Below are 17580 nucleotides of genomic sequence, written 5' to 3' on the forward strand. Positions count from 1 at the left end.
GCTGATCCTGGCCGCCTTCGCGCCGCCGCTGACCGAACTGGCCTTCAAGTTCGGCCCGGCCGAATACTTCTCGCTGATGATCCTGGGCCTGATCGGCGCCGTGGTGCTGGCCTCGGGCTCGCTGCTCAAGGCGGTCGCGATGATCGTGCTGGGCCTGCTGCTCGGCATCGTTGGCACCGACGTCAACTCGGGCGTCGCCCGCTTCAGCTTCGACATCCCCGAACTCACCGACGGCATCGGCTTCGTGGTGATCGCCATGGGCGTGTTCGGCTACGGCGAAATCATCGGCAACCTGTCGCACCCCGACGACGAGCGCGAGGTCTTCACCAACAAGGTCAAGGGCCTCTGGCCCACCAAGGAAGACTTCAAGAACATGGCGCCCGCCGTGCTGCGCGGTACCACGCTGGGTTCGGCCCTGGGCATCCTGCCCGGCGGCGGTGCGCTGCTCGCGGCCTTCGCGGCCTATGCGCTCGAGAAGAAGATCAAGATGCGCCCCGGCGAAATCGCCTTCGGCAAGGGCAACATCCGCGGCGTGGCATCGCCCGAGTCGGCCAACAACGCCGGCGCGCAAACGTCCTTCATCCCGCTGCTGACGCTGGGCATTCCGCCCAATGCCGTGATGGCGCTGATGGTCGGTGCCATGACCATCCACAACATCCAGCCCGGCCCGCAGGTCATGACCAGCAACCCCGAGCTGTTCTGGGGCCTGATCGCCTCGATGTGGATCGGCAACGCGATGCTGATCATCCTGAACCTGCCGCTGATCGGCATGTGGATCAAGCTGCTGACGGTGCCTTACAAGTTCCTGTTCCCGGCCATCGTGCTGTTCTGCGCGATCGGCGTGTACTCGACCAACAACAACACCTTCGACATCTGGATGGTCGCGATCTTCGGCTTCATCGGCTATGTCTTCATCAAGCTGCGCGCCGAGCCGGCACCGCTGTTGCTGGGCTTCATCCTGGGCCCGATGATGGAAGAGAACCTGCGGCGCGCGCTGCTGCTGTCGCGCGGATCGTGGAGCGTGTTCGTCACGCGGCCGCTGTCGGCCGGCCTGCTCGTGGCGGCGCTGCTGCTGCTGGGCATCGTGCTGCTGCCGTCGATCAAGGCGAAGCGCGAAGAGGCTTTCGTGGAGGACTGAGTTCTCCCCACCACCAAGCGAAAGGCCGCCTTCGGGCGGCTTTTTGCTGGCTGTCTCGCCTACGGCGTCGGCCGCTTGAAGCCCGATTCCCGCTGGCTTCTCAGCGCGAGCACGAAGACCGTGTCGATGTCGGGGACGAAGCGATAGAGCGCCACGTACGCCCGCGATTCCCTGCCGATAAGCAGCTCACGCTTGCCCGCTTCGACGGGACGACCCATGAAAGGGTTCAACTCGAGGATGTCCAGCGCGCGGACGATGTCGGCGATACGCCCCGGAACGTCGTCGACCCCATGCGAATTCAGGTGATCGATGATTCGCTCGAAGTCGGCAGTGACCTCCGCCGCAACCTCAATCCGCGGCACGTGAACTCTTGCGCGTTTCGGCTCGCTGTGCGCCAGGATTGCGCGCCCGGGGCCTTGCGGCCTCCCGTCCGGCTGCTCGTGCGCCGACGTATTCCTTGAGATCGGACCAGGCGACGGACTTGCCCGTTTCCAGCAGGTTGGCCCAACGCTTCTGCGCAACCTGATGCAATTCTTCTTCGGCCTCCGCCTGCTCCAGCAGGCGGACGACGGCCTCGACGATGAAGGCGTGAGGGCTCTTTCCGGTGATTTCAGCGGCGTGCGCAACGCGCACCCTCAGATCCTCATCCAGGCGAATGGTGGTGGTCGACATGACGAACTCCCGAAAAGCCGCCACTGTAGCACTGTTGTGCTACGCGCTTTCTCAGCGCAGCCCCAGCAGTTCCAACGCCAGCGCATGCGTCCTCGACTGCGTATCGACCAGCTCGTGCAGCACGTCCATGTGGTTGCGCCCCGGCACGCGCTCGTCGGCGACCATGCGGGGTGCCCAGGCCTGGGCGATCAGGTCGGCCTGGCGGTGGAACTCTTCGCTCTCGTCGCCGCCCACCACCGTCGCCAGGGCGCCGTGTGCCGGGGCCCGCATCGCCGCGGGGCTCAGGCGCAGGGCGGATTCGGCGCTCAGGTTGATGTCGGCCGACAGGAAAGGCGCGTGGCGCAGTGGCTCCAGGTCGTGCAGGCCCGAGATGGACAACGCGGCCTTCACCAGGTCCGGCGGCAGTCCGGGCGCGAAGGCCGGCCAGTCGCAGGCCAGCAGCATCGTCGCCAGGTGTCCGCCGGCCGAATGGCCCGCGACCACGATATGCCCCGGGTCGCCGCCGTGCGCGGCGGCATTGGCGTGCACCCACGTCAGCGCCTTCACCATCTGCAGCGCGATGTGTTCGACGGTCACGGCCGGGCACAGGTCGTAGTCGAGCAGGACGACCATTGCCCCTGCATCCGCAAAAGGCGGCGCGATGAAGCCCTGGTCGCGCTTGCTCAGTGCGCGCCAGTAGCCGCCGTGGATGTAGACCAGCACCGGCGCGTCTTTCCGCGCGGCAGGCAACAGGTCGAGCCGTTCGGCGGCGCCACTTCCGTAGGGCAGGTCGAGCGCCCAGCCGGGGCGCTCGTAGGCGCGCGCCGAAGACTCGGCCCAGTGCGCCAGGATCGCAGGATGTTCCGGCACGCGCGCGCGGTTGTTGTACTGCGCGTCGTACCAGGCGGGGGAGTTCTGCATGTCTTCTTCGGTCATTCCTGGGCTCAACTTTGGCAACACTTCGGCGAAACTTCGGCGGAACTTCGACCCGATCAGCGGCGCTTGGCCGCCACCGGCGCCGGCACCCGCACGCCGTTCGGCTTGGGGCGGCCGCGCGCGGCGGGCTTCTGCTCCGACTCGCGCAGGGCCGCGTCGATCAGCGCGTCGGCCATCCACAGCGCGGTGCGCTCCACCTCGCGGTCGCCCAGGCCCCAGATGTCCTTGAGGATCACGTAGGGCTCGATGCCGTAGACCACCGACAGGGCATGGTGCAGCCGCTTGCGCACCGCGGGGCTCAGCTGCGGGCCGAGCGGCTCGATCGCGTGTTCGAGGATGCGCACGCGGTGGCCGCGGCGGTAGGGTTCTTCTTCGAGCAGGCCCGCACGCTCCAAGGCCCACTGCTCCAGCGACAGTTGCGCGGCCGCGCGCAGCTGCGCCTCGAATTCCTTGAAGCGCGGGAAGGTCTGCACGAAGAGTTCGTGCACCCGCTCGCGGCCGTTGGGGTTGTCCGACGCGAGCCGGCGCACGGGGCCGAGCGAGCTGTCGATCACCGCCGTGACCAGCGCGCTGCGGCTCGGAAAGTAGCGGTAGGCCGTGGCGCGCGACACCTTGGAGCGCGCCGCCGCCTCGGCCACCGAGGGGATGTGGCCGCTCTGCCGGATGATGTCCATCGCGGTGTCGAGCAGCAGATTGAAAGTGGCCGCCCTGACGCCGCGCTCGGGCGGCACGGGCGGTTCGCTCAGCTTGTGCTTCAGTCGCGCCATGGGGTTTCTACGGGTTCGAGAGGACCTGACTCTGCTTGTGGTTGTCCGAGGTCGGCACGTATGATGCACCGATCCCGATTTGAGACGCAAGTCTCAAAGACGATGACAGTTCCCTGATCTCGCGGCGGCCGGCCCCCAATTCGTGAAACCGGCACATGACCGCGGGACAAGACGGAGACAAATGCGATGCGCTTGGCCAGCTGGAGTTGGGGCGGACGCGAACACGTGGGCACGATCTCGGCCGACGGGCGCGAGGCCACGCCGCTCGCGTGTCGCGATGCATCGGCGGGCGTGCTGCCGCTCATTCGAGCCCTCGCGCAGGGCGAGCCCCTTCCCTCCCCCTCCGGCGCGCGGCTTCCTGTCGAAGTGCTGGACCTGCGCGCGCCGCTGCCGCGCCCGCTGCGCAGCCTCTTCTGCGTCGGCCGCAACTACCGCGCGCATGCCAACGAGCTGGCCGGCACCGTGTTCCGCGCCTCCATGCCGGAAAGCGACCCCTGGCCGATCGTCTTCGGCAAGCTGGGCGAATGCGTGATCGGGCCGCGTGACCCGGTGCGGCTGCCCAACCCGAAGACCACGGTGCAAATCGACTACGAGTCCGAACTCGCGGTGGTGATCGGCCGCGGCGGCCGCGACATCCCGCGCTCGCACGCCATGGACCACGTGTTCGGCTACACCATCGTCAACGACGTGACGGCGCGCGACGTGCAGATGCGCCACCAGCAGTGGGACCTGGGCAAGAGCTTCGACGGCTTCTGCCCCATGGGCCCGTGGATCGTGACGGCCGACGAGATGGACGGCCGCGCCACCCGCGTGCGCGGCTGGGTCAACGGCGCACTGCGGCAGGACGGCCAGACCAAGGACATGATCTTCGACATCCCCACGCTGATCGAGACCTGCTCGCGCGGCATTACGCTGTTTCCCGGCGACGTGATCGCCACCGGCACGCCGGCCGGCGTGGGCATGGGCCTCGATCCGCCGCAATGGCTGGGCGCGGGCGACGTGGTGCGCATCGAGATCGACGGCATCGGCGTCATCGAGAACGCCTTCGAATAGGCCGCGCCATGGCATTCCAGACCATCGACCGCGTCGCGGTGGAGGAAGAAGGCGAGGGCCCGGCCGTCGTCTGCGTGCACGGCCTGGGCGGCAGCGGCAACACCTTCACACCGCTGATGCCTGCGCTGGTGCGGCACCGCGTGATCCGGGTCGACCTGCCCGGCAGCGGGCGCTCGCAGCGCGCCGAAGGGGATCTGTCGATCGCGCGCTACGTCGAAGCCCTGCTGCGCGTGTGCGACCGGCTCAAGGTCGAGCGCGCGCACTGGATCGGCCATTCGATGGGCACCATCGTCTGCCAGCACATCGCGGCCGATCATCCGAAGCTCACCGCCAGCGTGGCCCTGTTCGGGCCGCTGATCGCGCCGCCCGACGCCGCCCGCAGCGCGATGAAGGCCCGCGCCGCCAAGGCACGCGAAGGCGCGGCCGGCATGCAGGAGATCGTGCAGGGCCTGCTGCAGGCCGCCATTTCGGCCGACACGCGCCAGCGCCTGCCGCTGGCCGTGGCCTACGTGCGCGAAAGCCTGATGCGCCAGGACGGCGAGGCCTACGCGCGCAGTTGCGAGGCGCTGGCCGGTGCGCCCGCGGCCAGCGTGGACCGCATCGAAGCGCCCGTGCTGCTGGTCACCGGCGACGAAGACGGCGTGGCGCCGCCGCAGGCCGTGCGCGCCATGGCCGACCGGCTGCACAACGCCGCGAGCAAACGGGTGGTGGTGCTGCCGCGCTGCGGGCACTGGACGCCGATCGAGCGGCCCGAGGACTGCCAGCGCGAGCTGCGCGAGTTCCTGGCCGCGCACGCAAGGAGCTGACCCATGGCCGACGTGCTGTTCACCAATGTGCGTGTGTTCGACGGCGGCGGCGAGGCGCCCTTCACCGGCGACGTGCTGGTGCAGGGCAACCGCATCTCGCGCGTCGTCAGGACCGGCTACGGCGGCCGTTCCGCGCCGGTGATGGGCGCACAGCAGATCGATGGCGCCGGCGCCTTCCTGATGCCCGGCATGGTGGAGGCGCACACGCACTTCTCGTGGAACGACCAGCCGAGCCTCGACGCCATCCAGCGCATGCCGCCCGAGGAGCACATCCTCTGGTGCGCCGAGGTCGCCAAGCGCTACCTCGACATGGGCTGGACCAGCTGCGTCGGCGCTGCCACCGCGAAGCCGCGGCTCGACGTGGTGATCCGCAACGCCATCGCCGACGGCACCATCGTCGGCCCGCGCTACCTGGCCGCGAGCCAGGAGATCACCGTGCCCGGCGGCCTGGGCGACACCACCCAGCCGCACCTGCCGCAGCCCGAGTTCGCCTTCGGCGCGGTGGTCAGCGGTGCGGAGGAGATGCGGCGCTGCGTGCGCATGTTCGCCAAGTACGGCGTCGACTCGCTGAAGATCAATCTCTCGGGCGAGTCGATCACCGGCATGCCCAGCGAGATGAGCCAGTTCACCGAAGAGGAGATCGCCGTCTGCGTGCAGGAGGCCAAGGCCTGGGGCAAGCGGGTGGCCGCGCATGCGCGCTCCACCTGGTCGATCAAGCAGTGCGTGAAGCAGGGCATCGAGGTGATCTACCACGCGAGCTTCACGGACGAGGAGGCGCTCGACATGCTCGAAGCGCACAAGTTCGAGCACTTCGTCGCGCCGGGCCTGGCCTGGCTGATCAACACCTGCCACCACGCGAGCGAATGGGGCCTGACGCCCGAGGTGACGCGGCGCATGGGCTACCACCGCGAGCTCGAAGCGGCGATCGAGAGCATGAAAGCCATGCGCCGGCGCGGCATCCGCATCCTGCCCGGCGGCGACTACGGCTTTGCATGGACGCCGCACGGCACCAATGCCAAGGACCTGGAGTACTTCGTCAAATACGTTGGCATGAGCACCATGGAGGCCCTGCTCTCGGCCACCGCCTGGGGCGGGCCGATGATGCGCATGGGCAAGGTGCTGGGCTACGTGCGCGAAGGCTACCTGGCCGACCTGCTGCTGATCGACGGCGACCCGCTGGCCGACATCACGGTGCTGCAGGACAAGGCGCGCATCTTGGCGGTGATGAAAGACGGCGAGTTTCATCGTGCGCCGCCGGTGCGGCGGTCGCAAACCACCCGCTGGGCAGCCTAGAAGTCGAGGAGAAGCACATGAGCGATGTCGTCTTCACCAACGTCCGCATCCTCGACGGCACGGGGCAGAACCCCTATACCGGCAGCGTGCTCGTGCGCGGCAACCGCATCCGCCAGGTCGGCCGCAGCACGGCGCCCATCGCCCCCGGCGGCGCGATGGTGGTCGACGGCGCCGGCGCCACGCTGATGCCCGGCATGTGCGAGGCCCACACGCACTTCTCGTGGAACGACGCCGCCACGCTGTCCGCGATCCAGCGCATGCCGCTCGAAGAGCACGTGCTGTGGTGCGCCAAGGTGGCCAAGCGATACCTCGAGGCCGGCTTCACGTCCTGCGTGGGCGCGGCCTGCGCCAAGCCGCGGCTCGACGTGGTGATCCGCAATGCGATCAACGCCGGCCAGATCCCGGGCCCGCGCTACCTCGCGGCCAGCCAGGAGATCACCGTGCCCGGCGGCCTGGGCGACGAGACGCTGCCGCACCTGCCCTTTCCGGAGTTCAGCTTCGGCGTCAACGTCAACTCCGCCGACGAGATGCGCAAGGCCGTGCGCATGTTCCTCAAGTACGGTGTCGACTCGATCAAGCTCAATCTCTCGGGCGACAACTTCACGCCCGACTCGCCGGCCGAGACCACCTGGATGAGCGACGAGGAAGTCGACGCCGCCATGCGCGAAGTGCGCGTGCGCGGCAAGCGCGGCACCGCGCATGCGCGCTCTGCTGCGTCGGTGAAGCAGGCGCTGCGCCACGGCATCGACGTGATCTACCACGCGAGCTTCACCGACGAAGAGACGCTCGACATGCTCGAGGCCGCGAAGGACCGCGTGTTCGTCGCGCCCGGCATCGCCATCCTCTACGCGATGCTGTACGAGGCCGAGCCCTACGGCATCACCTACGAGAAGGCCTGCGCCCTGGGCTACCAGATCGAGTGGGACGCCGCGCTCGAATCGCTCAAGGCCATCCACCGGCGCGGCGTGCGCGTGCTGCCCGGCGGCGACTACGGCTTCGCGATGACCCCGCACTGCCAGAACGCGCGCGACCTCGAGTTCTTCGTCAAGTACCTGGGCTTCACGCCGATGGAAGCCATCCGCAGCACCACGCTTTACGGCGGCCAGATCATGATGCGCGGCCACGAGCTCGGCACCATCCAGGACGGCCACCTGGCCGACCTGCTGCTGGTCGACGGCGACCCGCTCGCCAACATCGCGATCCTGCGCGACCCCAAGCGCATCCTCGCCGTGATGAAGGACGGCGAATTCGCCAAGGCGCCGGAGATCGCTTCGCAGCGTCGCTGGGAGCGCGCCGCATGAAGTTGAAGTGGCTGCTGTGGCTGGTGGTGGGCGGGCCGATCGCGGTGTTCTCCGTCTGGGCGCTCTTCGACAATGCGCGCCTCTACGTGATCACGCTGCTCAACGGCCTGACGCTGGCCTCGCTCTACTTCATCGTCGCCAGCGGCTTCACGCTGGTCTTCGGCCTGATGCGCAACGTCAACCTGGCGCACGGCTCGCTCTACCTGCTCGGCGGCTACGTGGCCTTCGTGGTCGCGGACTGGACGGGCTGGTGGATCCTCGCGCTGGCCGCGGGCTTCGCGGCGGCCGCGATCGGCGGGCTGCTGATCCAGTTGCTGGTGCTGCGACGCATGCAGGGCGAGGAGCTGCGGCAGACGCTCGTGACCATCGCGCTGTCGATCGTCATCGCCGACGTGCTGTTGTGGATCTTCACCGGCCAGGTGCATCAGATGGAAGCCCCGGCTTGGCTGCAGGGGCCGATCCGTGACATCCCGCTGATCCGTGCCTATTCGGCCTATCGCCTCTCGCTGCTCGGCTTCGGCATCGCGATCGGCCTGGGCCTGTGGTGGCTGCTCACGCGCACGCGGGTCGGCATGATGATCCGCGCTGGCGTGGACGACCGCGGCATGCTCTCGGCATCGGGCGTGAACGTCAACATGGTGTTCGCCATCACCTTCATGCTCGGCGCCGGCCTGGCCGGGTTTGGCGGCGTGATCGGTGCGGTGGAGCTTTCGATGGTGCCGGGCGAAGACACGCGGCTGCTGCTGGCGTCACTCATCGTCGTGATCGTGGGCGGCATGGGCAGCGTGCCGGGCGCCGCGATCGGCTCGGCCATCCTGGGGCTGGCAGAGACCTACGGGCTGGCCTACGCGCCGACCTACAGCGTGGTGTTCACCTTCGTGATCCTGATCCTCGTGCTGGCGTTCCGGCCGCGCGGGATCATGGGGAAGGCGGCATGAGCGCAGCGCAATGGCGTCGCGCGATGCGCTCGGGCACGGCCGCGGGCGCGCCACCGCGCGTGCTGTCGACCGTTGCCACGACAGCCTTGCCCATGCCGGCCCCGACACAGGCCAGCCGCGACTGGCTTGCCTCGATGCGGCGCGCCATCCACCTGCGCCACATCGCCGTGCTGGTCATCGTGCTGGTGTTCCCTTTCGTCTCCACGCCTTTCATCACCTTCCAGGTCGTCGCCCAGTCGCTCGTGCTCGGCCTGATCGCGCTGTCGCTCACCTTCCTCGCCGGCTACGGCGGCATGATCTCGCTGGCACAGATGACGGTGGCGGGCATCGCCGGCTACGCGCTCGCGGTGCTCGGCACCAGCAACGGCGCCGACATCGCACTGCGCTGGCCCTGGTGGGTGGCGGTGCCCTTCGCGCTCTTCATCGCCACGCTGTGCGCCACGCTGATCGGCTGGCTGTCGGTGCGCACCGAGGGCATCTACACCATCATGATCACGCTGGCGATCGGCGTGGCGTTCTACTACCTGGTGCTGCAGAACTACAGCGTGTTCAACGGCTTCCAGGGCCTGCGCGAGGTGTACCCGCCCAAGATCTTCGGCATCGCCTGGCGCGACCCGGTGCCCTTCTACTTCCTCTGCCTGGCCTGTGCGATGGCCGGCTACTTCGTGGTGAAGTGGGTGGTGCGCGCGCCATTCGGCATCGCGCTGCAGGGCATCCGCGACAACCCGCGGCGCATGGCGGCGCTGGGCTACCACGTGGTGGCGCACCGGGTCGCCGCCTATGCGCTGGCGGGGCTCTTGGCGGCGGTCGGCGGCGTGCTGCTGGTCTGGTACAACGGCCTCATCACGCCGGGCTCGGTCAGCACGTCGTGGCTCATCAACATCCTCGTGGTCGCCGTGCTCGGCGGCATGCGGCATCCCATCGGCGCCTTCTTCGGCGCGCTCGTCTTCGTGCTGCTGCAGACCTTCGCGATCGACCTGATCGACCGCGAGCGCTTCAACCTGCTGATCGGTGGCGTGTTCTTCGTCATCGTCCTGTTTTCCCCCGACGGCCTGCTCGGCGTGTGGGCGGCGCTGCGCGCCCGCTTCGGTCCGAGGCAAGGCTTGACTTCCAACCAAAGGAGACAACCGTGAACGTGAACAAGCGACTCTGGGTTCGTTCGATGGTGGGTGCGGCCGCGTTGGCGGCAGCGGCAGGCGGCGCATGGGCGCAGGGACAGCCGGTGAAGATCGGCCTGCTCGCCACGCTCGAAGGGCCCTTCGCGGCCGGCGGCGCGGACGGCATGCGTGGTGCCGAGCTGGCGGTGAAGCAGCGCGGCGGCACGGTGGCCGGGCGCAAGATCGAGATCATCAAGGCCAGTTCGGACGCCAAGCCCGACGTGGCGGTCAACTCCACGCGCAAGCTGGTGGAACAGGACAAGGTCGACATCATGGTCGGCCCGCTTTCGGGCGGCGAAGGCATCGCGGTCAAGGACTATTCGAAGACGCAGCCGCAGGTGACCTTCATCAACGGCGGCTCGGGCGCGCAGGGCGCCACGCTCGACAGCCCGAGCCCCAACTTCTACCGCTTCAACACCGAAGGCGCGCAGTGGATGGTGGGACTGGGCAAGGCCGCCATCGCCAAGGGCTACAAGAAGGTGATGGTGATAGCCGAGGACTACGCCTTTCCGTACTCGCAGGTGCAGGGCTTCATGACCGAGTTCTGCAAGGCCGGCGGCAAGGTGCCCGAGAAGGCCTGGGTGCCGCTGGGCGGCAAGGACTATTCGTCGGTGATCGCCAAGATCCCGAAGGACGTCGATGCATTGCTGGTGGTGCTGGGCGGCGCCGACGCGGTGAACTTCCTCACGCAGTACGAGAACGCCGGCGGCGACAAGCCGATGCTGGGCGGCTCCATCACCGTGAGCCAGGACGTGCTGAACTACAAGGGCAAGCGTCGCGAATCGCTGGTGGGCACGCTGTCGGCCGGCCCGCTGGCCGACGCCTACGACGGCGCGGAGTGGAAGGCATTCGTCGCCGACTACCAGAAGACCTATCCGGTCTCGGCCGGCGGCTTTCCGAGCCCGAGCCTGTTCGCCTACGTGTACTACGTCAACATGAAGGCGGCGCTCGACGGGCTCGACGCGGTCAAGGGCGACCTGTCGGGCAACCAGGCGAAGTACCGCGAGGCGCTGCAGAAGATGACATTGAAGACGCCTACCGGCGACGTCAAGCTCGACAGCAACCGGCAGGCCATCGGCACCACCTTCGTCACCGAGGTGGTGAAGGACGACAAGGGCAACCTCTTCAACAAGGTGCACAGCAAGGTCGACAACATCGACCAGTTGCTGGGCATGAAGAAAGAGGAATTCAAGATCGGCTCCCGCGACGTCCCCGCCTGCCCCTGAAATGTTGCGCTCCCCCAGGCTCCCCCACTTCGTGTGGTCCGCCAACCCCCTCACCGGGGGCGCACCCAGCGGCCCGGCAAAGCCGGTTCCGCGGGTGCTTCCGAACGGGCCGGCTTCGCGGCCCTGAAAGGAGATTGCAGTGGCCTCTGTCAGCACTTTGCGCACCGGCGTCGCCGCACCTCCGCGGACGGCGGCCGGAACGCATGCGCCGCTTGCGTCGAGCGATGCACTGGTGCTCAGCGGCGTGACGCGCGCCTTCGGTGCGCTGCGTGCGGTCGACGGGGTGTCGTTGTCGGTGGCAGCGGGCGAGAAGTACGCCATCCTCGGCTCGAACGGCGCGGGCAAGACCACGCTGTTCAATGCGATCACGGGCGACTTCCCGCCCACAGCGGGACGCATTCATTTCTTCGGCGAAGACATCACCGAACTGCCGCCCTACGACCGCATCCGCAAGGGCTTGCGGCGCACCTACCAGTCCTCGCTGCTGTTCCGCGAACTGACGGTGCGCGACAACCTGTTCCTGGCGGTGCGCGGCGTGGCCAACGGACGCTTCGGCTTTCTGCGCGCAGGCGCGACGCATCCGTCGACGCTGGCCACGCAGGACTTGCTGGAGCGCACGCGGCTCGCGCACATTGCCGGCGAGCGCGTCGCCAACCTCGCGCACGGACAGCAGCGCCAGTTGGAAATCGGCATGGCGCTGGCCGGTGCGCCGCGCCTCATCCTCTTCGACGAGCCGGCGGCCGGGCTGTCGCCGGCCGAGCGGCGCGAGCTGGTGGCGCTGCTGCGCTCGCTGCCGGCGCACATGAGCTTCGTGCTGATCGAGCACGACCTGGACATCGCTCTACGCGTGACCGAGAAGGTCACCGTGATGCACAACGGCCGCACCCTGCGCACCGGCACGCCGAGCGAGATCGAGAACGACGCGCAGGTGCAGGCCATCTACATGGGGAGCCGGCACTGATGGCCTGGCGCCGCACCTCACGAGACACGTCGCGCAACGCCGCGGCACCGCCGGCCTCCGTTGCCGGACCGGTGCTGGCCGTCGAATCGCTCGACGTCTACTACGGCCGCGCCCACGCGCTCCAGGGAGTGAGCCTCACGCTCGATGCGGGCGTCCTCGGCATCGTGGGCCGCAACGGCATGGGCAAGACCACGCTGTGCAACGCCATCACCGGCCTGGTGCCGGCACGCGGCAGCATCCGGATGGCCGGTGAACAGATCCTGGGCCTGGCGCCACACGAGATCACACGGCGCGGCATCGCCTACGTGCCGCAGGGCCGCAGGGTCTGGCCCTCGCTGTCGGTCGACGAGACGCTGCGCCTGGTGGCCAGCCACCGGCGCGAACTGGACCGCGTCTACGCCATGTTCCCGCGCCTGGCCGAACGCCGCGGACACGGCGGCGCGCAGCTCTCGGGCGGCGAGCAGCAGATGCTGGCCATCGGCCGCGCGCTGCTGCTGGACCCGCGCCTGCTGGTGATGGACGAGCCCACCGAAGGCCTGGCACCGGTGATCGTCGAGCAGGTCGCGCAATCGCTGCGCACGCTGGCGGCCGAAGGGCGCATCGCGGTGCTGCTGATCGAGCAAAACCTCGGCGTGGCGATCTCGGTGAGCGATCGCATCGGCGTGATGGTCAATGGGCGGATCGCGCAGGAGATGCCGACGGCGCAGTTGGCCGGCGACCTGGCGCTGCAGGAGCGGCTGCTGGGGGTGCGGTCGAACGGGCATGACGAAGCGGTGGCGCCGATCGCACTGGATGCGGGCGATGCGGGCGGGCCGGCGCAGGTCTTCACCGTTCGGCGTGCGCACGCGGAGGGGGCGCCTTCGCTGGATGGGCCGGCACCGGGGACCGTGCGCGGGTTCAATCGGTGGAATGCGGGCGTGGTGGCGGCGCCGGTGAACGACATTCCGCGGGCGGCTGCTGCGCCGCAGCCCTCACCCCAACCCTCTCCCGCAGGCGGGAGAGGAAGCACTACCGCGCAACCGGCACGCACGACACAACCCACGCTGACGGAGCGGCCCGCCGCGCAACTCTTCGACTTTCCCGTCGCCACGGGCGGCATGCGCGCGGCCTATGTTGCCGGCACCTTCGACACCAAGGGGCGTGAGCTCTTCTTCCTGCGCCAATGCCTGGAGCGCCTGGGCCTGCGCGTGGTGACGGTGGACCTGTCCACCTCGGGCAAGACCTCGCCGGCCAGCGTCCACCCGCGGGAGGTGGCACGCCACCATCCGCAAGGCGAATCGGCCGTGTTCAGCAACGACCGCGGCAGCGCCACCACCGCCATGGCACAGGCTTTCGAGTCCTTCCTGCGCACGCGCCGCGACCTGGGCGGCCTGATCTCGGCCGGTGGCTCTGGCGGCACCTCGATGGCGACGCAGGGCATGCGCGCATTGCCGATCGGCATGCCCAAGGTGATGGTCTCGACCATGGCCAGCGGCGACACGCGGCCCTACGTGGGGCCGAGCGACATCTGCATGATGTATTCGGTCACCGACGTGCAGGGCATCCACCGCATCAGCGAGCAGGTGCTGGCGAACGCGGCGAATGCGCTGGCCGGCATGATCGCGCACCCGCCGGCCACGTCCGAAGTGCGCAAGCCCGCGCTGGGCCTGACGATGTTCGGCGTGACCACGCCCTGCGTGCAGGCCGTGACCAAGCGGCTCGAGGAAGACTACGACTGCCTGGTCTTCCACGCCACGGGCGTGGGCGGCCAGTCGATGGAGAAGCTGGCCGACTCGGGCCTCCTGGCCGGCGCGATCGACGTGTCGACCACCGAGATCGCCGACGAGATCGCCGGCGGCGTGCTCTCGGCCGGGCCGGGGCGGCTCGACGTCTTCGCGCAGCACGCCCTGCCCTACGTCGGATCGTGCGGCGCACTCGACATGGTCAACTTCGGCGCATGGGAGACGGTGCCGGAGCGCTTTCGCGCACGCCGCCTCTACCGCCACAACCCGACGGTGACGTTGATGCGCACCACGCCCGACGAATGCCGCGCCATCGGCGCATTCATCGCCGGCAAGCTCAACGCCATGCGCGGGCCGATGCGCTTCTTGATTCCCGAAGGCGGCGTCTCCGCCATCGACCGCCCCAGCCAGCCTTTTCACGACCCGGAGGCAGACCGCGCGCTGTTCGAGGCGATCGAGCAGAACTTCCGGCCCGGTGCCGGACGGCGCCTGCAGCGGCTGCCTCTGCACATCAACGACGAGGCCTTCGCCGAGGCCCTGGTTGCGGCCTGGCGTGAGATCGCCAGCCCCGCACCCAACGTGCGGCGCGCTTGAAGAGGGAGACACGATGGCACGCATTCCACGCAGCACCTTGCTCGAACGCTTCCGCGCCAAGATCGCCGCAGGCCGGCCGATCATCGGGGGCGGCGCGGGCACGGGGCTGTCGGCCAAATGCGAAGAGGCCGGCGGCATCGACCTGATCGTCATCTACAACTCGGGCCGCTACCGCATGGCCGGGCGCGGCTCGCTGGCGGGGCTGCTGGCCTACGGCAATGCCAACGAGATCGTCTGCGAGATGGCGCGCGAGGTGCTGCCGGTGGTCAAGCACACGCCGGTGCTGGCCGGGGTGAACGGCACCGATCCCTTCATGATCCCCGACGAGTTCCTGGGCCGCCTGGTGTCGCTGGGCTTTTCGGGCGTGCAGAACTTTCCCACGGTCGGGCTGATCGACGGCACCTTCCGCGCCAACCTCGAAGAGACCGGCATGGGCTACGGGCTCGAGGTGGACCTGATCGCGCGCGCCCGTGCCTTCGACCTGCTGACCACGCCGTACGTCTTCTGCGAAGCCGACGCGCGCGCCATGGCCGCGGCCGGCGCGGACATCGTGGTCTGCCACCTGGGCCTGACCACCGGCGGCGCCATCGGCGCGGAGACCGCGCTCACGCTGGAAGACTGCGTGAGCCGCATCAACGCCTGGGCCGCGGCCGCGAACGCGGTCAACCCCGGCGCCATCGTGCTGTGCCACGGCGGCCCCATCGCCACACCGGAAGACGCGCATTGGGTGTTGTCCCGCTGCCCGTCGTGCCACGGCTTCTACGGCGCCAGCTCGATGGAGCGGCTGCCCACCGAAGTGGCACTGACCGACACCACGCGCCGCTTCGTCGGCATCACGAGATAGTTCGATCAGCTACGAGACAACAGGAGACGAGACCCATGTCAGGCGCTCAATTCGGCAATTTCATCCTGGGGCTGATCGTGGTCGCGATCGTCGTCGCGCTCGCGGTCTGGCTGCTGCACTGGCTGTACCTGCGCAGCTCGAAAGAGCGGGCCTTCGTGCGCACCGGCCTGGGCGGGCAGAAGGTGGTGCTCGATGGCGGCGCCTTCGTGCTGCCCATCGTGCACGACGTGATCCCGGTCAACATGAACACGCTTCGGCTCGAAGTGAGCCGCGGCCGCGACAAGGCACTGATCACCAAGGACCGCATGCGGGTCGACGTGATCGCCGAGTTCTACGTGCGCGTGGCGACCCGGCCCGAGGCCGTGGCCGCCGCCGCCCAGACGCTGGGCCTGCGCACCATGGAGCCCGACCAGCTCAAGGAGCTGGTGGAAGGCAAGTTCATCGACGCACTGCGCACCGCGGCCGCCGAGATGACCATGGAGGAGCTGCACGAGAAGCGCGGCGCCTACGTGCGCCGGGTGCGCGAATCGGTGGCCGAGGACCTGACCCAGAACGGCCTGGAGCTCGAAGCCGCCTCGCTGACCCAGCTGGACCAGACCGGCATGGAGTACTTCAACCCCAGCAATGCCTTCGACGCCGAGGGTTTGACGCGGCTCACCGAACAGATCGAACGCCGCAAGAAGCAGCGCAACGACGTCGAGCAGGACACGCTGATCGCCATTCGCAACAAGAACCTGGAGGCCGAGAAGCTCTCGCTCGACATCGACCGCGAAAGCGAGCATGCGCGCCTGGCGCAGCAGCGCGAGGTGGAAGTGGCGCGGGCCCGCCAGCGCGCCGAGCTGGCGACCGAGCGCGCGCAGCGCGAGCAGGATGCCGAGGGCGCACAGATCGCGGCCAAGCAGAGCATCGACGCGGCCCGCATCCGCGCCGAGCAGACCATCGAGGAAGAGCGCATCACGAAGGAGCGCGTGATCCAGGGCGCCGAGATCGAGCGCCGGCTGCAGCTGGAGCTGGCCGAGCAGCAGCGTGCCATCGCCGTGGCGCGCGAGAGCAAGGCCCAGAGCGAGGCCCAGGCCGCGGCCGAGAACGCACGGGCCGAGGCGGTGTCGGCCGAAGAGAAGGTGTTCACCGCGCGCGAGGTCGAGATGGCCGAGCGCAAGAAGGCGATCGAGCTGATCGGCGCGGCCCAGGTGGCCGAGCGCGATGCCCTGCGCCTGACCTCCGCGGCGCAGGCCGAGAAGGACGCCAGCGCCGATCGCGGTGCCGCCCTGCGCGCCCAGGCCGAGGCGGATGCCGACGCCGAGAAGATCCGCTCGATGGCGATGCGCGTGCGGGCCGAGATGGAAGCCGAGGCGCAGCGCATGATGAACGAGGCGCACAACATGCTGTCGCCCGAGGCCCGCATGTCGGCGCTGCGCATGAAACTGGTGGAGAAGGCCGAGGCCATCATCCGCGAGTCGGTGCGGCCGATGGAGCGCATCGAGGGCATCAAGATCCTGCACGTCGACGGCCTGGGCGGTGGCGGTGGAGGCATGAGCAACGGCGAGGCCCACGGTGGCTTCGCCGACGGCCTGGTCAATTCGGCGCTGCGCTTTCGCGCGCAGGCGCCGCTGGTGGACCAGCTGCTGCGCGAGATCGGCATCGAGGGCGGCGACATCCAGCGCCTCGTGGGCGACGCCAGCGGTGCGCATGCGGCGCTGCCGTCCAGTGTCGGCGTCGGCGCCGGTGCAAAGAAGAAGGACTAGCGCATGGTGCAGGTCTACGTCTCCAGCGTCATCGACGCCGGCGCGGACAGCGTGTGGTCGCGCATCCGCGACTTCAACGGCCTGCCGCAATGGCATCCGGCCATCGCCGACAGCCGCATCGAGAACGGGCAGCCGGCCGACCGCGTGGGCTGCATCCGCCAGTTTCACACCCGCGACGGCGGCACGATCCGCGAGAAGCTGCTGGCGCTGTCGGACTACGAATACAGCTGCACCTACGAGATCCTCGAAAGCCCGATGGGCGTGGCGAACTATGTGGCCACGCTCAAATTGACGCCGGTGACGGACGGCGTACGCTGCTTCGCCGAATGGAGCGCCGATTTCGAATGCGCTGAGGGACGCGAGGGCGAGCTGGCCGAGAGCATCGGCCAAGGCGTGTTCCAAGGTGGCTTCGATGCGCTGAAGCGGCACTTCGGAAGCCGCTGATGTCC

At 68.7% G+C, this 17580-nt stretch carries 17 protein-coding genes and 1 pseudogene; 14 read left to right on the forward strand and 4 right to left on the reverse strand.

Annotated features, from left to right (window positions below):
• A partial coding sequence (locus B0W80_RS24920; RefSeq protein ID WP_077001851.1) for a tripartite tricarboxylate transporter permease occupies positions 1 to 1138 on the forward strand: 1138 nt, incomplete at its 5' end.
• Between the two features lie 59 nt (positions 1139 to 1197).
• On the opposite strand, the gene B0W80_RS24925 is transcribed toward B0W80_RS24920, so the two are convergent.
• The 4 genes from B0W80_RS24925 to B0W80_RS24940 are packed head-to-tail and all read right to left on the reverse strand — an operon-like array spanning position 1198 to position 3492.
• Positions 1198 to 1500 (reverse strand): type II toxin-antitoxin system RelE/ParE family toxin, encoded by a 303-nt coding sequence (locus tag B0W80_RS24925; RefSeq protein WP_077001852.1) that lies wholly within the window; start codon positions 1498 to 1500, stop codon positions 1198 to 1200.
• Positions 1487 to 1810, reverse strand: a complete 324-nt coding sequence (locus B0W80_RS24930) for a CopG family ribbon-helix-helix protein (protein ID WP_077001879.1) — start codon at positions 1808 to 1810, stop codon at positions 1487 to 1489. The genes B0W80_RS24925 and B0W80_RS24930 overlap by 14 nt, the downstream gene beginning before the upstream one ends.
• A 51-nt stretch (positions 1811 to 1861) precedes the next feature.
• Complete coding sequence (locus tag B0W80_RS24935; protein WP_077001853.1) at positions 1862 to 2725, reverse strand: alpha/beta hydrolase; 864 nt, start codon at positions 2723 to 2725, stop codon at positions 1862 to 1864.
• A 56-nt stretch (positions 2726 to 2781) separates the two neighbouring features.
• Entirely contained in the window at positions 2782 to 3492 is a 711-nt protein-coding gene (locus tag B0W80_RS24940) for a TetR/AcrR family transcriptional regulator (RefSeq protein WP_077001854.1), read from the reverse strand.
• Between the two features lie 186 nt (positions 3493 to 3678).
• On the opposite strand from B0W80_RS24940, the gene B0W80_RS24945 reads away from it, so the two are divergent.
• From B0W80_RS24945 to B0W80_RS25000, 13 genes and pseudogenes are all read left to right on the forward strand, one after another.
• A complete protein-coding gene (locus B0W80_RS24945; protein WP_077001855.1) occupies positions 3679 to 4545 on the forward strand; it encodes a fumarylacetoacetate hydrolase family protein in 867 nt (288 codons plus the stop codon).
• A gap of 8 nt (positions 4546 to 4553) precedes the next feature.
• Positions 4554 to 5351 carry an alpha/beta fold hydrolase gene (locus B0W80_RS24950; RefSeq protein ID WP_077001856.1) on the forward strand — a complete coding sequence of 266 codons (798 nt, stop codon included), beginning with the start codon at positions 4554 to 4556 and terminating at the stop codon, positions 5349 to 5351.
• Between the two features lie 3 nt (positions 5352 to 5354).
• Positions 5355 to 6644: an amidohydrolase family protein gene (locus B0W80_RS24955; RefSeq protein WP_077001857.1), complete on the forward strand. Its 1290-nt coding sequence runs from the start codon at positions 5355 to 5357 to the stop codon at positions 6642 to 6644.
• Positions 6645 to 6661: 17 nt separating this feature from the next.
• Positions 6662 to 7945, forward strand: a complete 1284-nt coding sequence (locus B0W80_RS24960; RefSeq protein ID WP_077001858.1) for an amidohydrolase family protein — start codon at positions 6662 to 6664, stop codon at positions 7943 to 7945.
• A complete protein-coding gene (locus B0W80_RS24965; protein ID WP_083745618.1) occupies positions 7942 to 8883 on the forward strand; it encodes a branched-chain amino acid ABC transporter permease in 942 nt (313 codons plus the stop codon). Before B0W80_RS24960 ends, B0W80_RS24965 begins: the two co-directional genes overlap by 4 nt.
• Complete coding sequence (locus tag B0W80_RS24970) at positions 8880 to 10016, forward strand: branched-chain amino acid ABC transporter permease (protein ID WP_083745619.1); 1137 nt, start codon at positions 8880 to 8882, stop codon at positions 10014 to 10016. Before B0W80_RS24965 ends, B0W80_RS24970 begins: the two co-directional genes overlap by 4 nt.
• Positions 10013 to 11266: an ABC transporter substrate-binding protein gene (locus B0W80_RS24975; RefSeq protein WP_218668947.1), complete on the forward strand. Its 1254-nt coding sequence runs from the start codon at positions 10013 to 10015 to the stop codon at positions 11264 to 11266. Before B0W80_RS24970 ends, B0W80_RS24975 begins: the two co-directional genes overlap by 4 nt.
• Positions 11267 to 11405: 139 nt before the next feature.
• Entirely contained in the window at positions 11406 to 12227 is an 822-nt protein-coding gene (locus B0W80_RS24980; RefSeq protein ID WP_218668948.1) for an ABC transporter ATP-binding protein, read from the forward strand.
• A pseudogene (locus B0W80_RS36015) lies at positions 12227 to 12745 on the forward strand (ABC transporter ATP-binding protein); the annotation flags it as partial. The gene B0W80_RS24980 and the pseudogene B0W80_RS36015, both read left to right, overlap by 1 nt.
• Positions 12746 to 13324: 579 nt before the next feature.
• Positions 13325 to 14542: a Tm-1-like ATP-binding domain-containing protein gene (locus B0W80_RS36020; RefSeq protein ID WP_218668949.1), complete on the forward strand. Its 1218-nt coding sequence runs from the start codon at positions 13325 to 13327 to the stop codon at positions 14540 to 14542.
• 13 nt (positions 14543 to 14555) lie between these two features.
• Positions 14556 to 15386 (forward strand): phosphoenolpyruvate hydrolase family protein, encoded by an 831-nt coding sequence (locus tag B0W80_RS24990; RefSeq protein WP_077001861.1) that lies wholly within the window; start codon positions 14556 to 14558, stop codon positions 15384 to 15386.
• 35 nt (positions 15387 to 15421) lie between these two features.
• On the forward strand, positions 15422 to 17131 hold the full coding sequence (locus B0W80_RS24995) for a flotillin family protein (RefSeq protein ID WP_083745621.1): 1710 nt from the start codon (positions 15422 to 15424) through the stop codon (positions 17129 to 17131).
• 3 nt (positions 17132 to 17134) lie between these two features.
• Entirely contained in the window at positions 17135 to 17575 is a 441-nt protein-coding gene (locus B0W80_RS25000; protein WP_077001862.1) for an SRPBCC family protein, read from the forward strand.
• Positions 17576 to 17580: the final 5 nt, after the last annotated feature.

It is taken from the genome of Variovorax sp. KK3 (assembly GCF_001984055.1).
Lineage (GTDB): Bacteria > Pseudomonadota > Gammaproteobacteria > Burkholderiales > Burkholderiaceae_C > Variovorax.

What these genes read in the sequence shown, in the direction of transcription:
- B0W80_RS24930 (WP_077001879.1), bottom strand. Translation starts at nt 1,810, where the DNA reads ATGTCGACCACCACCATTCGCCTGGATGAGGATCTGAGGGTGCGCGTT.
- B0W80_RS24935 (WP_077001853.1), bottom strand. Translation starts at nt 2,725, where the DNA reads ATGACCGAAGAAGACATGCAGAACTCCCCCGCCTGGTACGACGCGCAG.
- B0W80_RS24940 (WP_077001854.1), bottom strand. Translation starts at nt 3,492, where the DNA reads ATGGCGCGACTGAAGCACAAGCTGAGCGAACCGCCCGTGCCGCCCGAG.
- B0W80_RS24945 (WP_077001855.1), top strand. Translation starts at nt 3,679, where the DNA reads ATGCGCTTGGCCAGCTGGAGTTGGGGCGGACGCGAACACGTGGGCACG.
- B0W80_RS24950 (WP_077001856.1), top strand. Translation starts at nt 4,554, where the DNA reads ATGGCATTCCAGACCATCGACCGCGTCGCGGTGGAGGAAGAAGGCGAG.
- B0W80_RS24955 (WP_077001857.1), top strand. Translation starts at nt 5,355, where the DNA reads ATGGCCGACGTGCTGTTCACCAATGTGCGTGTGTTCGACGGCGGCGGC.
- B0W80_RS24960 (WP_077001858.1), top strand. Translation starts at nt 6,662, where the DNA reads ATGAGCGATGTCGTCTTCACCAACGTCCGCATCCTCGACGGCACGGGG.
- B0W80_RS24965 (WP_083745618.1), top strand. Translation starts at nt 7,942, where the DNA reads ATGAAGTTGAAGTGGCTGCTGTGGCTGGTGGTGGGCGGGCCGATCGCG.
- B0W80_RS24970 (WP_083745619.1), top strand. Translation starts at nt 8,880, where the DNA reads ATGAGCGCAGCGCAATGGCGTCGCGCGATGCGCTCGGGCACGGCCGCG.
- B0W80_RS36020 (WP_218668949.1), top strand. Translation starts at nt 13,325, where the DNA reads ATGCGCGCGGCCTATGTTGCCGGCACCTTCGACACCAAGGGGCGTGAG.
- B0W80_RS24990 (WP_077001861.1), top strand. Translation starts at nt 14,556, where the DNA reads ATGGCACGCATTCCACGCAGCACCTTGCTCGAACGCTTCCGCGCCAAG.
- B0W80_RS24995 (WP_083745621.1), top strand. Translation starts at nt 15,422, where the DNA reads ATGTCAGGCGCTCAATTCGGCAATTTCATCCTGGGGCTGATCGTGGTC.
- B0W80_RS25000 (WP_077001862.1), top strand. Translation starts at nt 17,135, where the DNA reads ATGGTGCAGGTCTACGTCTCCAGCGTCATCGACGCCGGCGCGGACAGC.